The following is a 13,715-nucleotide window of genomic DNA, read 5'->3' as shown; positions in this document are numbered from 1 at the left end:
CGATGGCTTGCAGACGCAAGCCGGGCGGCCGATCGCGGGCGTCTCGTTCCAGTTCACTGTCTCATCCATGCCGCCGCGCGCGGCGCTCATGCCGCCCGCTGCCGTCGTAGATGCGGCGGATGCCAATCCGGCCGGCCAACCTGCGCCAGCCTGGCCGGCCGCCGCGCCGGCTCCGCGTTACGTGACCCTGCCGGCCGATTTCCCGGTCATCACCGTCACCGTGCCGGCTTCCGCGGCCGCGGCCGATGGTTTTGTCTTCATCACCGATTTCACCGGCCCCGGTTTGCCCACGGCCGCGCCTTACATCATGATGCTCGACAATCGCGGCGAGCCGGTTTACTACCGCAAGTTGGCGGCCAACCAGGCCGGCACCGACTTGCGCAAGTGGCCCAACGGTCAACTCACTTTCTACGACCGCAGCGTGGGGCGCTTTCACATCCTCGATGCCACCTACGCGACCGTCGGCTACTACTACGCCAAGTACCGCTGGACGGACCACCACGATTTTCAGCTCCTGGCCAACGGCAATCAACGCTACCAGAGCTATGATCCCCAGCAGATTGACATGAGCCAGATTGTCCCTGGCGGCTGGCCCACGGCCACGGTCTACGGTTTGGTGCTGCAGGAGCTCGATCCCAGCCGCAACATCATCTTCGAATGGCGCAGTTGGGATCACTTTGCCATCACGGACACCAACGTGGACCTGACCTTGCCGGTGATTGACTATGTGCACGGCAACACGATCAGCAGCGACCTGGATGGCAACCTGGTGATTTCCAGCCGCCATTTGGACGAAATCACCAAGATCAATCGCCAGACCGGCGCGGTGATGTGGCGCTGGGGCGGCAAGCACAATCAATTCACCTTCATCAATGACAGTCGGGGCTTCTCCCACCAGCACGACATCCGCGTGCAGCCGAATGGGCATTTTACCCTCTTTGATAACGGCAACCACCTCGATCCGGAATACTCGCGCGCCCTGGAGTATGTGCTAGATCAACAGCGCCTGACCGCCACCCTGGTGTGGGAATATCGCAACACGCCCGATACCTACGGCGACAGCATGGGCAACGCGCAGCGCCTGCCCAACGGCAACACCATGATCGGTTGGGGCAGCGGGCTGCCGACGCTGACGGAGGTGACGCCGAGCGGGGCCAAGGCCTTCGAGTTGACGATGGCGCCTGCGCACCAGAGCTACCGCGCCTACCGTTTTCCCTGGATCGGCCGTCCCGCATGGCCCCCAACGTTGGTCGTGACGCGCGCCGAGGGGCGCACGCAGCTCAATTTCAGTTGGAATGGCGCTACGGAAGTGGCCTCTTACCGCATCTACGGCGGGGTGACGCCGCGGGTCGTCATCGCGCCGCTGGGCAGCCAGATCAAGACGAGTTTCGAGACGAGCGCCGATATCACGGCGGTGCTTGACGACTACTGCTACTTTCGCGTCCTGCCCGTGGATCGGCAGGGCCATGACATGACCTATTCCAACGTGGTTGCCACGGGAGGCGAGGCATGTCGCTCGGCCTATCTGCCCTTCCTGGGAATCCATCAGTAGATGAACTCGCGGATGTCGTAGAGCGATACTTTGGGCGCGCCGGATTGGCCTCCGGCGCGCAAGCCGGCGCGCAAACGCTGGCTTTGCGCGTCAATCTCGCTCGCGGTCAGCATGCGCACCCCGGCCGAGGCGGCTTGCGCCTCATAGGTGGCGGTTGGATAGTCCATCAACTCCGACAGGTAGATGAGATCGCCCGCATCGAGCGGCAGCGCGTTGATCAGCCGCGTGGTCGCGGCGATGTGCGCCTCCTGGTAGGTTTCGCCGCCCGCGCCGACCAGGACGATGATGCCAACCGCTATGCCGGCTTCCTTCAAGGCCGCGACCAGGGTTTGCGCTTCGGCCGGCGTGTTGGGCTTGCCCAGGAAGCGCAGCAGCGCCGGGTCGCCGGTCTCCAGCCCGATGTAGGCGCGGCGCAGGCCGCGGTCGGCCAGGGCGCGCCACTCCGCCCCGGTCTTGCGCCGCGTCGAAAAGGCATCCACGAAGGAATAGATGCCTTGCAAGTGCTGTGGGTGGGCCGCTTTCCACGCGCGCAAGGGCGATCCGGTCAAGCCTGGCGGCGCGATTGCGAATTCTGTGTTGACCGCATCCAGCAGCGGCAGCAAGGCGGCCTGGGGAATCATCAGCGCGTTGGCGTCGCCCAAGAAAATGGAACGCCGCAGCGTCAGGGCCTCGCCGAAGAAGGCGCGCACCGCGGCCATGTGCGCCCGAAACTCCGCCAGCGTTTTGACGTGGAAGCGCCGATCACGATAAAAGCCGCAGAAACTGCACGCATCGTAGGCGCAGCCCTCCGTGGCCTGCAGGTAGAGCGCCAGGTACTGATCGGGCGGCAGGATCGTCACCGGCTTGTAGAGCCGTTCGTAGACCTTGCGTTCCTCTTCTAACTGGTCATAATTGTAACCAGCGATGCGCGCCAGGGCGGTCAGGATCGCAGCTGGCGCCTGGCCCTGATCCTGGACATGCGCTCGCACGTCCGCCGCCGCCGCGTACGCTTGCTCCTCCAGGCGCTGTACCTCGGCGGGGGTTAGAAAGCGGCGTTGGCGGGATGAGAGTCCCGCACGCGGGCCGGGGCGTTTCTCCAGAACCGCATTGGCCAGGCTGCGGCGATACGTGCTGCCCTGCGCGAAGGCTCCATGCAAGCGGCCCCCCGCGTCGAACGTGAACATCGTTTGTGCATCCAGCATGATGGTGGTGGAGTCTGGCCGTCCATTGATGATCGCCGTCTTGCCTGTCGCCAAGGGCAGGTGCAAAATTGTCATTGGATTCTTCTTCCCTTCTTCGCCTTTTCCTCTTCCCTTGCCCTGTGCATTTCATTCTAGCCCGCCTGATTTGCCTGAGACATGACTTGCGTCATTGCGGCCCATCTGGCGGAATACTATAACAAGGGGGCATTCCGCGGCGGCGCAAGGGCGCGCCGCCGCGGTCCAGGCGCAACGGAAGCCAAAGGAAACCCCAGGCCCGGATCAACCGGCCAGTTCGAACCAGAGAGTACGAAAACAGACACACCCCATAGCAAGCAACGTCGCTTGCGTACTAACCGTTTTTCTGAGGAGACAAATCATGCGAGAGATAACGACGATGGATGGCAATGAAGCGGCGGCCTTCATTGCACACAAGGCCAGTGAGGTCATTGCCATCTATCCCATCACGCCATCGAGCGTCATGGGGGAATGGGCCGACACGTGGTCAGCCCAGGGCGAAAAGAACATTTGGGGCACCGTGCCGCTGGTCGTTGAGATGCAGAGCGAAGGCGGGGCCGCAGGCGCAGTGCATGGGTCTCTACAGACAGGCTCGCTGACGACCACTTTTACGGCCTCGCAGGGCCTTCTCCTGATGATCCCCAACATGTACAAGATTGCCGGTGAACTGACCTCCACCGTGTTTCACGTGGCCGCGCGCGCGTTGGCCGCGCAGGGGCTTTCCATTTTTGGCGATCACAGCGATGTCATGGCCACGCGCGCCACCGGCTGGGCCTTGTTGTGCAGCGGCGCGCCCCAGGAAGTGATGGATATGGCGCTGATTGCCCATGCCGCCACGCTGGCAGCCAGGGTGCCGTTCATCCACTTCTTCGACGGTTTCCGCACCAGCCATGAAATCGGCAAGATCGAGAAACTGGACGCGGACGACATCCGCGCCATGATTGATGATACGCTGGTCGCTGCGCATCGCACGCGCGGCCTGAACCCTGATCATCCGTTCATGCGCGGGACCGCGCAGAACCCTGATGTCTACTTCCAGGGCCGTGAGACGGTCAACCCGTACATGAAGGCGACGCCCGCCATCGTGCAGGGGACGATGGACCGTTTTGCCGCGCTGACTGGCCGTCAGTATCACTTGTTTGACTACGCCGGCGCGCCCGACGCCGAGAAGGTCATTGTGGTCATGGGTTCGGGCGGCGAGACCGCGGAAACGACGGCCGCTTACTTGAATGCCCGTGGGGCCAAGGTCGGCGTGCTCAAGGTGCGCCTTTTCAGGCCGTTCAGCGCGCTCGATTTCGTGGCTGCGCTGCCAGTGACCGTCAAGACGGTTGCGGTGCTCGACCGCACGAAGGAGCCAGGCAGCGCGGGCGAACCGCTGTACCAGGATGTGATCACGGCGTTGTTCGAAACCGGCCACTTCATTAAGGTGATCGGCGGGCGCTACGGCTTGGGCAGCAAAGAATTCACGCCAGCGCAGGTCAAAGCGGTCTACGATGAACTGGACAAGGCCTCGCCCAAGAACCATTTCACCGTTGGCATCACCGATGATGTGACCCACACCAGCCTGGAAGTTGACCCGACTTTTGACCTGGAACCGGCCAGCGTCGTGCGCTGCCTGTTCTACGGCCTGGGCGCGGATGGCACCGTGGGCGCCAATCACAACAGCATCAAGATCATCGGCACCGAAACCGACAACTACGCGCAGGGTTACTTCGTGTACGACTCTAAGAAATCGGGCACGGTGACGGTCTCGCATCTGCGTTTTGGCCCGCAGCCGATCCACATGCCGTTCTTGATTTCCAGCGCCAATTTCATCGCTTGCCATCAGTTCAACTTCCTGGAGCGCTATGATGTACTGGAGAAAGCGGCGCCGGGCGCAACCTTCCTGCTCAACAGCCCATTCGGCCCCGACGATGTGTGGGACAACCTGCCGCGCGAAGTCCAGAAGTCCATCATTGACAAGCAGCTCAAGCTGTATGTGATTGACGCCTACCAGGTGGCGCGCGAGACCGGCATGGGCGTACGCATCAACACCATCATGCAGACCTGCTTCTTCGATATCTCTGGCGTCTTGCCCAAGGGGGAAGCCATCCCCGCCATCAAGAACTCCATCCGCAACACCTATTTGAAGAAGGGCGAGGCGGTGGTGCAGCAGAATTTTGCCGCGGTAGATTACACGCTGGAGCATCTGTATGCGGTGACGGTGCCGGCGCAGGTGAGCAGCGCCTTGACCAGACCGCCGGCTGTGTCCTCTGCGGCGCCTGCGTTCGTGCAAGGCCTGACCGCGATGCTGATGGCCGGCAAGGGCGACAGCGTGCCGGTTTCCATGATGCCCGCGGACGGCACCTATCCCACGGGCACATCGCAGTGGGAGAAGCGCAGCATCGCGCAGGAGATTCCGGCGTGGGATGAGGCTGTTTGTATTCAATGCGGCAAGTGCGCCCTGGTTTGCCCACATGCGGCCATCCGCATGAAGTTCTATCCGCAGGAACTGGCCGCCGGCGCGCCGGAGACCTTCAAGACGCACAAAGCGATCGGTAAAGAATTCCCCGATATGCTTTGCACCATCCAGGTAGCCCCGGATGACTGCACTGGCTGCGGCGCCTGCGTTTACATCTGCCCGGCCAAGAACAAGCGTGAGCCGCGCTTCAAGGCCATCAACATGGCGCCGCAGCTCCCGCTGCGCGAGGCAGAGCGCGCCAACTACGAGTTCTTCCTCGACCTGCCAGAGATTGACCGCGACTTGGTCAAGATAGACTCGGTCAAGGGGTCGCAGCTGCTGCAGCCGCTCTTCGAATACTCCGGCGCATGCGCGGGCTGCGGCGAGACCCCCTATCTCAAGCTGCTCTCGCAGTTGTTCGGCGATCACCTGGTCATCGCCAATGCCACCGGCTGCTCCTCCATTTACGGCGGCAACCTGCCGACCACACCCTGGGCGCAGAACGCCGAAGGCCGCGGCCCGGCCTGGTCGAACAGCCTTTTCGAGGACAACGCCGAGTTCGGCCTGGGGATGCGCTTGTCACTGGACAAGCAGGCCCAGTTTGCGCGCGAGCTGGTGCATCAACTGCGCGACCTGATCGGCCACACGCTGGCCGATGAGCTGCTGGCTGCGGATCAAAGCAAAGAGAATGACATTCGTGCGCAGCGGGCACGCGTGACGCAGCTCAAATCCATCCTCGCCAGCTCTGACCATCCGCAGGCCGCGTTGTTGTTGAATGTGGCTGAGAACCTGGTCAAACGTTCGTTGTGGATCGTGGGCGGCGACGGCTGGGCGTACGACATCGGTTACGGCGGCCTTGACCATGTCCTGGCCTCGGGACGCAATGTCAACATCCTCGTGCTCGACACGGAAGTCTACTCGAACACGGGCGGCCAAAGCTCGAAGGCCACGCCGCGCGCGGCCGTAGCGAAGTTCGCGGCCGCGGGCAAGGGGACGCCGAAGAAGGACCTGGGCATGATCGCCATGAGCTACGGCTACATTTACGTGGCGCGTGTGGCCATGGGCGCCAATGATGCGCAGACGATCAAGGCTTTCCTGGAAGCTGAAGCATACGACGGCCCCAGCCTGATCATCGCGTACAGTCACTGCATCGCGCACGGCTATGATCTGAAGTTTGGGGGCGACCAGCAGAAGGCCGCAGTCGCCAGCGGGGCCTGGCCGCTCTTCCGCTACAACCCGGCCGTTGCCGCTGAGGGGCACAATCCACTGCACCTGGATTCGAAGGCGCCCTCGATCTCCTTCCAGGATTACGCGTACAAAGAAACGCGCTATAACATGCTCGCCGCCGCCAACCCGGTTGAGGCGCGGCGTCTGATCCAACAGGCGCAGCATGATGTGACCGATCGCTGGCACCTGTACGAAGGCATGGCCTCGATCAAGTTCAACGGTGACGGCGGCGAACACGCCTGACGCAGCGCGCGCAGAAACCGGGTTTCTGACAGGTAGACACCTTGAAGGAACCCGGTTTTCTGGCGCATCCGCTGGCAGACGTAGCCTCTAGCCCAACAAACGACCACAGAAAGGAAGCACTATGGACCTCTCGACCACCTACATGGGACTGAAATTGCGCAATCCCATCGTGCCTTCGGCGTCACCCCTGTCGAGGAGCATTGACAACATTCGCCACATGGAGGACATGGGCGCCGGCGCGGTGGTGATGTATTCGCTGTTCGAAGAGCAGATTGTGCACGAGTCAAAGGCGCTCGATCATTTCATTTCCTATGGCAGTAATTCCTACGCCGAGGCGCTCAACTACTTTCCCACTGCGCACGAATTCAATCTCGGCCCCAACGAATACCTGGAGCACCTCTTTCGGGCCAAGCAGGCGGTGGACATTCCGATCATTGCCAGCCTCAACGGCGTCAGCCTGGGCGGCTGGATTGACTACGCCCGCCTCATGGAACAAGCGGGCGCGGATGGCCTGGAATTGAACCTCTATTTCCTGGCAACCAATCCTGAGCTGACCGCGCAGGCCGTGGAGCAGGATTACCTCGATGTCCTCAAGGCTGTCAAGGCTACGGTCAGGATTCCGGTGGCGATGAAGCTCAGCCCCTTCTTCAGCGCCTTCCCCAATTTCGCTCACCGCCTCGACGAGGCTGGCGCGAACGCGCTGGTGATGTTCAACCGCTTCTACCAGCCTGAGCTTGACGTCGAGGCGCTGGAGGTGGTGCCGCACATCGTCCTCAGCACACCCGAGGAATCGCGCGTGCCGATTCGCTGGGCCGCCATCCTCTACGGACACATCAAGGCTTCGATGGCGATCACCAGCGGCATCCACACGCCGGAAAATGTGCTGCAAGCGATCATGGCCGGCGCGGACATCACCAATGTCTGTTCGCTGCTGCTGAAGTCAAGCATCGCCAAGATTGACTGGCTGGTGAAGAGCATCACCTGGTGGATGGAAGAACACGACTACGAATCCATCGAACAGATGAAGGGCAGCCTCAGTCAGCGTTCTGTACCGGAGCCGGGCGCGTTCGAGCGCGCGAACTACATGAAGGCGCTGACGAACTACCGCATCTAGGGTGCGCTTGTTGCCCAACAGAAGCCCTGGAAGACTTGCCTTCCAGGGCTTCTCTTTTGGTCGCTGTGAGCACGCGCACGTTACACGGGCCGCGGCCACGTGGGTCGCCAGTACACAGGGGGTCGTTGAGGCAAGACGTATCGCCGCCGCAGGGGCCACCTCTCGCGGCGGCGCAATAGAACCGGCGTTACGGTATGTGGGGTCAGCGGTTGTTAGACTAGACGCCGTAGACGGGGCGCAGATCGGTCGCAACCGATTGCTCCAAAAACCGACTTTCTGCGGACCGAATGACAACTTATGCCAGGAGTGTGCATGATGCAACGACTCGCTAAACTTCAATGGTTGGGTGGTTTTTTTCTCGCAGTGACCTTGATCGCCGCGCTCAGCGGCTGTGGAAGCCAGGCAACGCCTCCCACAGCCACCACGACCTCGACCGTGGCGCCCACGCAGGCTCCAGCCACGCCGACGCTCGCTCCAGCCACGCCGACATTGGCTCCAGCCACACCGACGCTGGCTGCGCCAACCCTCGAACCAAGCCCCACCGCGGAGAGCACGACAGAGACGCCAATGCCGCCGACGCTGCCGACGCCGCCAGATGCCGCGGAACTGAAGTACGATCCCGATACGCAGGAAATCAGTTATTCTAGCCCCTCTGCGATCAACGCCCTAGTTGAATTCTATCGCACAGAACTTCCTGCGGCTGGCTGGCAGGAGGACGCCGCCGTGGCCATGGTCACAGACGACGTCGGCGCGATCAACTTCGCCAAGGGGCAGGCGACCCTGAACATCATGATGGTCAAAGCTGACAGCGGCACGAGCGTCGTTATCTCAACGTCTGGCCTGGGGAATGAGCAAGCTGCGGGAGGGACGCCAGAGGCGACCAACCCGACGCCATCGGGGACGCTTAAGGCGCAGGATAAGGATGGCCTACCGGTGCCAGAGGACTACACCCAGTATGTGGGGGACTCCGGCGCCTATCGCCGTTCGCTCACGGCCGTTTCCCCGTCCGCGCTGAGCGCGGTGCTGGCGCTGTATCGCACTGAGTTGACGACCCGCGGATGGCATGAACTGCCCGCCAGCCTGGCGCCTACGGATAGCAAGGCCGACCTGTTGTTCGATCACCTTGAGCAAGGACAGCTCGCTTTGAGCCTCACGCGTAACGCTGACAATGGCACTGACATCAGCCTGGTTGTGCACGATCAAGCGGCGGCCCAGAAGGCGGGCATCCTGCCGCCGACCGGTCGAGCACGGATCTACTTCGGCAACGTGACCGACGGAGAGGTGATCTTTAAGATTGACGGCAAGGAGATCAAGGTGGGCGTCCAAGATCCGAGCCAGCGATCCATGGCGGGGGTGCCGTTCGTTGATCTTGCGCCGGGCAGGCATGATTTCACATTGACCTTGAAGGGGCAGACGCCAATTAAAGACGCCATTCCGCTTGCGGCGGGCGAAACGTGGGCCTTGGCCGCGGGGCCGGGCGGCGCCTTGCCGCTGCAAATGTACTGACGATCATTCCAGAGGTCATCCGCCATGCCCTATGTCTACGCGTTCAGCGTCCTGCTCTCAGCGTTTTTGCTCTTCCAAGTCCAGCCCATGATTGGCAAGTACATCTTGCCTTGGTTCGGCGGGGCGCCAGCCGTCTGGTCAACCGTGCTGCTTTTCTTTCAGTCGCTCTTGACCGGCGGTTACGCCTATGCCTATTGGCTGCTTGGCCGTCGGCAACGTCGTTGGCAGGGCACGGTGCATCTGATCGTCCTGGCTGTTTCCATTGGCTTGCTTGTGCTGACGGCGGTTTCCTGGCCCTCGCCGCTGACTCCTGACGCAAGTTGGCGACCACAAGGCAGTGATCTGCCCATCTGGGACATTCTCAAAATCCTGGCTGTTGCGGTTGGCATACCCTATCTGCTGCTTGCCTCCAACAGCACGCTGGTGCAAGGCTGGTTCAGCGATGATCATCCAGGCCGCACCCCCTACCGTTTGTACGCGCTGTCCAACGTCGGTTCGCTCGTGGCCCTCGTCAGCTACCCCGTGATTTTCGAGCCGCTCCTCACCGTGCGCACGCAGGCCTATCTGTGGTCGGCAGGATACCTGGTGTTTGCCATCAGCACAGGTTACCTGGCGCTCAGAACCTTGCAGCGCATGCCCGCCAACGCCCTGCCATTGAGCCAGCCGAAAAACCAACCTGATGAGGATCGAGGCCCAAACACCGGCTTTCACCTTCTTTGGGCTGGCCTGGCGGCCTGCGCTTCCATGTTGCTGCTGGCCGTCACCAGCCAGATTACGCAGGAAGTGGCGGTCATTCCTTTTCTGTGGGTGGTTCCGCTTACGATTTATCTGCTGACTTTCATTCTGACCTTTGCTGGCAGCCGCGGATACACTCGCCAGCCTTATCTCATCGCGTTCTTCGGCCTCAGCCTGGTCAGCGTGTGGATGCTGGTCAAGTCGCCCCCGTTCAGCATCACGGCGCAGATCATGACCTACCTGCTGCTCCTGTTCGTCTCCTGCATGATCTGTCACAATGAGCTGTACAAGCTGCGGCCGCACCCACGCTTCCTGCCTGCGTTTTACCTGATGATGGCGCTCGGCGGCGCGCTCGGCGGCATTTTCGTGACGCTCCTGGCGCCGCTGGTCTTCTCGACCGGTTTTTGGGAACTACAGTGGGGTTTGGTCGCCTGTGGTGTCCTGTTTACGCTCGTCATGCAGCGTGAGCGACTGCCTGCGTTTGGCAAACGACAGCAGCGCGCGCGTGCGCGAGGCGAGCAGCCACCCTTGCGCTGGAAGCCGGTGGTCATCGCGTCGTCGGTGGGCGTCCTCATTCTGGCTGGTTTTGTGGTCTTGGTTATGCAGGCGATTTCTGCGGGTTCGATCCTGGCCGCACGCAACTTCTACGGCGTCTTGCGCGTCTGGGAGATCAACGAGGCGCAGCCTGCGCTGCTTGCCTATCAACTAACTCATGGAAAGACCGTGCACGGCTCGCAGTTCGAGGCTGCTCAAATACGCAAGGTGCCGACTACGTTTTATGCTGAAACCAGCGGCGTGGGGCTGCTGTTCAAGAACCATCCAACGCGTCCGGGGAATTTGCGTGTCGGCGTCCTAGGGTTGGGGATCGGGACGATTGCCAGCTATGGGGAGGCCGGGGACAGTTTCCGCTTCTACGAAATCAATCCCGATGTCATTCGCATTGCGCAAGGCGAGGGCGGCTATTTTTCATTTCTCAGCGATTCCGCCGCCGATGTGCAGGTCATACCTGGCGACGCGCGCGTGTCGCTCGAGCGCGAGCTGGCAAGCGGCGGCCCGCAGAACTTCGACATCCTGGTGTTGGATGCGTTCAGCGGCGATGCCATGCCGCTTCACCTGCTCACGCAGGAAGCCTTCGCGGTCTACCTGCGCCATCTGAAACCGGACGGCGTCATCGCGATCAATGTGTCCAACCGCTACTTCAACTTGGATCAGGAGGTTTTCAAGCAGGCCGATGCGCTGGGCCTGGAAGCTGCCTTGATCGAGGATACGGGGGATGTCATCCAGAGTTACGACTCGATCTGGATGCTGCTGGCGCGCAAAGCTGAGACGCTGGACTTGCCCGCTATCGTCGCCCGCCGCTCACCGCGCCCCGTGATGCCCGCCAACCTGGCGCTGTGGACAGACGACTTTAGCAACCTGCTGCAAATCCTCAAATAGCCCTGGCTGGCGCTGAGGGAGAAGTCGTTGGCTCAATGAGCCGCGGCGTTACGGCCCGTCCCGTCGCGGCGATTCGCTTCGACGTAGCGACGAATCGCTTCGGCATCAGGCATCACCAGGGCGGGCGTGGTGTAGTCAATGCCTTCCAGCTGGCGGCGCTGAATCTTCTGCTTCAGCACGGCCTCGATCCTGCGCACCATGCCTTCGTCCGCGGCTGTCACGAACGTGAAAGCTGTTCCACTGGCGTGGGCGCGGCCTGTCCGGCCAATGCGGTGTACGTAATCTCCGGCCTGCATGGGCATATCATAGTTCACCACATGCGAAATGCCCTCGACGTCAATGCCGCGTGCGGCGATGTCGGTGGCTACCAATACGCGCGTCCGCTGTTCGCGGAAGGCTTCCAGGGCGGCAATACGCTGGCTTTGCGAGCGGTTGCTGTGGATGACAGCCGCTGAGATGCCGGCGCGTCCCAGGTCGCCCACCAACCGATCGGCCCGGTGTTTGGTGCGCGCAAAAATCAGCACACTTTGCATGTCGTCCTGGCGCAGCAGCTGCTGCACCGCCCGCGACTTGAGGTGCTCAGGCATTGGCAGCAGCGTCTGCTGGATCGCGGCGGGCGTGACCACTTTTTCCACTTCGATGCGGGCGGGCTGATAGGTCATTTCCGCGGCAAGCCGCAATATCGGCTGTAACGTGGCCGAAAACAGCATGGTCTGCCGCGTGTGCGGCAGCAGGCGCATAATGCGCCGCAAATCGGGCAGGAATCCTACGTCCAACATGCGGTCGGCTTCGTCCAAAACGAGCACTTCCAGCGCGCTAAAGGCGATGTTGCGTCGCGCCACGTGATCGAGCAAGCGACCCGGTGTGGCGATAACCACGTCGGCGCCGCGCGCCAGGGCCTTCTCCTGGCTGGCCAATGGGACGCCGCCATAAATGGTAACTACGCGCGTGTTGGTCCGGATGCCCAACTGCACGGCCTGCTCCGCAACCTGCAAGGCCAGCTCGCGCGTTGGCGCCAGGATCAAGCCGCGCGGGTGGCGGCTGTGCGCAGCCGTTGTCAGCATTTTCTGCAGCAGCGGCAGTAAATAGGCGGCCGTCTTGCCGGTGCCGGTTTCGGCCGAGCCTAAAATATCTTGTCCGGTCAAAGCCACGGGAATCGTGGCGGTCTGAATTGGGGTGGGGTGTTGGAACTCCAACAAAGCCACGCCTTGTAGCAGACGTGGGTCGAGTCCAAATTGTGAAAAACTCATGATACTCCTAAAGTAGCGGTCAATATCGTACCGATGTGAGCGACCGCAGGGACACGTCGGGTCAGCGTAGCCCAACAAAAAAACGCTGTTCGGAACACGAGTCCGGACAGCGTTAACAAACCGGGTCTACTTTCTAGAACAAAACGGAGTATACCCGAAACCGGGCAAACCGTCAAACTACGGCGTGGCCGCGGGTGCATTTCAAAATGGGGGCAGGTCCGGCGTCGAGCGATTGAGGCTTCGTCGTGAGCGGCTCGACCGCACGGTTCGACAGGCTCACCGCACGGGGCCTGAGCTTGTCGAAGGCCGCTGCCACCACGGCCAAGCCCAACCCGCATGGCTTACGCGGCTGAAACACGCCCGTTACAAGATGTAAGCCCCTCTCGAGCTGTCAGGCCCGCTAGGGCCTTCCACCTCGTAGCCCGATCCGTTCACGGTCGGGCGGCGTTGTTGGCCCGGAAGGGCGCATCAATCCACGACCCGCATCGAAGGTAGCCCGATCCGTTCACGGTCGGGCGACGTTGTTGGTGCGCACCGCATCCGGCCAGCAACCTCGCCGGCGGCCAAAGGCCATCCGGCTACGAGGTGCAAGCCCTTCCGGGGCTGCGCCCCCAAACTGAAATGCACCCGATGGCCGCATCGGGCAGGTGATACGCATCATAGCGAGCGCGGCCTTTGGCGGCTATGATTCATGTACATCGGAGAATGTACTATGAATCTACGCAGCCTGTTGCAGCAAGATGCCCAACGCCGGCAGATTCTGGTGACGAGTCATGTCGTACCAGAATCGGTGCGTTGCGTTCAGTGCGGCATTTGTTCCTATCACTGCCCCATCGAGATTGATGTGCGCCGCCACGCCTGGCTGGAGATACCCGTCAGCGACAGTCACTGCTTGACTTGCGGGGAGTGCGTCAAACGCTGCCCGCGCGGCGTGCTGCGTTTCGAGCAGACCGGATTGTTCGACGATGAACGCCTGCCCGATGCCTCCGCACCGATATTTCGTGATCGTTAGGAG

The 13,715-nt window shown here is 61.7% G+C and carries 8 protein-coding genes; 6 read left to right on the top strand and 2 right to left on the bottom strand.

From position 1 onward, the window contains the following. The coding region (locus ACPQ6D_RS21355; protein ID WP_423226380.1) for an arylsulfotransferase family protein at positions 1-1,552 on the top strand (1,552 nt) is incomplete at its 5' end. On the opposite strand, the gene ACPQ6D_RS21350 is transcribed toward ACPQ6D_RS21355, so the two are convergent. After that, positions 1,546-2,808, bottom strand: coding sequence for a radical SAM protein (locus ACPQ6D_RS21350; protein ID WP_423226379.1), 1,263 nt, complete (start codon positions 2,806-2,808; stop codon positions 1,546-1,548). The genes ACPQ6D_RS21355 and ACPQ6D_RS21350 overlap by 7 nt on opposite strands. A 301-nt stretch (positions 2,809-3,109) precedes the next feature. On the opposite strand from ACPQ6D_RS21350, the gene nifJ reads away from it, so the two are divergent. The 4 genes from nifJ to ACPQ6D_RS21330 all read left to right on the top strand — a co-directional run bounded on the left by nifJ (position 3,110) and on the right by ACPQ6D_RS21330 (position 11,450). Next, entirely contained in the window at positions 3,110-6,658 is a 3,549-nt protein-coding gene (gene nifJ, locus ACPQ6D_RS21345) for a pyruvate:ferredoxin (flavodoxin) oxidoreductase (RefSeq protein ID WP_423226378.1), read from the top strand. Positions 6,659-6,779: 121 nt separating this feature from the next. Next, positions 6,780-7,772, top strand: coding sequence for a dihydroorotate dehydrogenase-like protein (locus ACPQ6D_RS21340; RefSeq protein ID WP_423226377.1), 993 nt, complete (start codon positions 6,780-6,782; stop codon positions 7,770-7,772). A 312-nt stretch (positions 7,773-8,084) separates the two neighbouring features. Beyond that, a complete protein-coding gene (locus ACPQ6D_RS21335) occupies positions 8,085-9,278 on the top strand; it encodes a hypothetical protein (protein ID WP_423226376.1) in 1,194 nt (397 codons plus the stop codon). A 24-nt stretch (positions 9,279-9,302) separates the two neighbouring features. Further along, complete coding sequence (locus ACPQ6D_RS21330) at positions 9,303-11,450, top strand: spermidine synthase (protein WP_423226375.1); 2,148 nt, start codon at positions 9,303-9,305, stop codon at positions 11,448-11,450. 32 nt (positions 11,451-11,482) lie between these two features. Here the strand turns inward: ACPQ6D_RS21330 and ACPQ6D_RS21325 are convergent, their stop codons facing one another. After that, positions 11,483-12,700: a DEAD/DEAH box helicase gene (locus ACPQ6D_RS21325; RefSeq protein WP_423226374.1), complete on the bottom strand. Its 1,218-nt coding sequence runs from the start codon at positions 12,698-12,700 to the stop codon at positions 11,483-11,485. 712 nt (positions 12,701-13,412) lie between these two features. Between ACPQ6D_RS21325 and ACPQ6D_RS21320 the strand changes: the two genes are divergently transcribed. Then, on the top strand, positions 13,413-13,712 hold the full coding sequence (locus tag ACPQ6D_RS21320) for a 4Fe-4S dicluster domain-containing protein (protein WP_423226373.1): 300 nt from the start codon (positions 13,413-13,415) through the stop codon (positions 13,710-13,712). Positions 13,713-13,715 lie beyond the last annotated feature (3 nt).

Origin of the sequence: Candidatus Amarolinea aalborgensis (genome assembly GCF_900491745.1) — a bacterium.
GTDB classification, from domain to species: Bacteria; Chloroflexota; Anaerolineae; order SSC4; family Amarolineaceae; genus Amarolinea; species Amarolinea aalborgensis.
The sequence above is the reverse complement of the archived record's forward strand: the minus strand, read 5'-3'. Positions and strand labels throughout refer to the sequence as shown.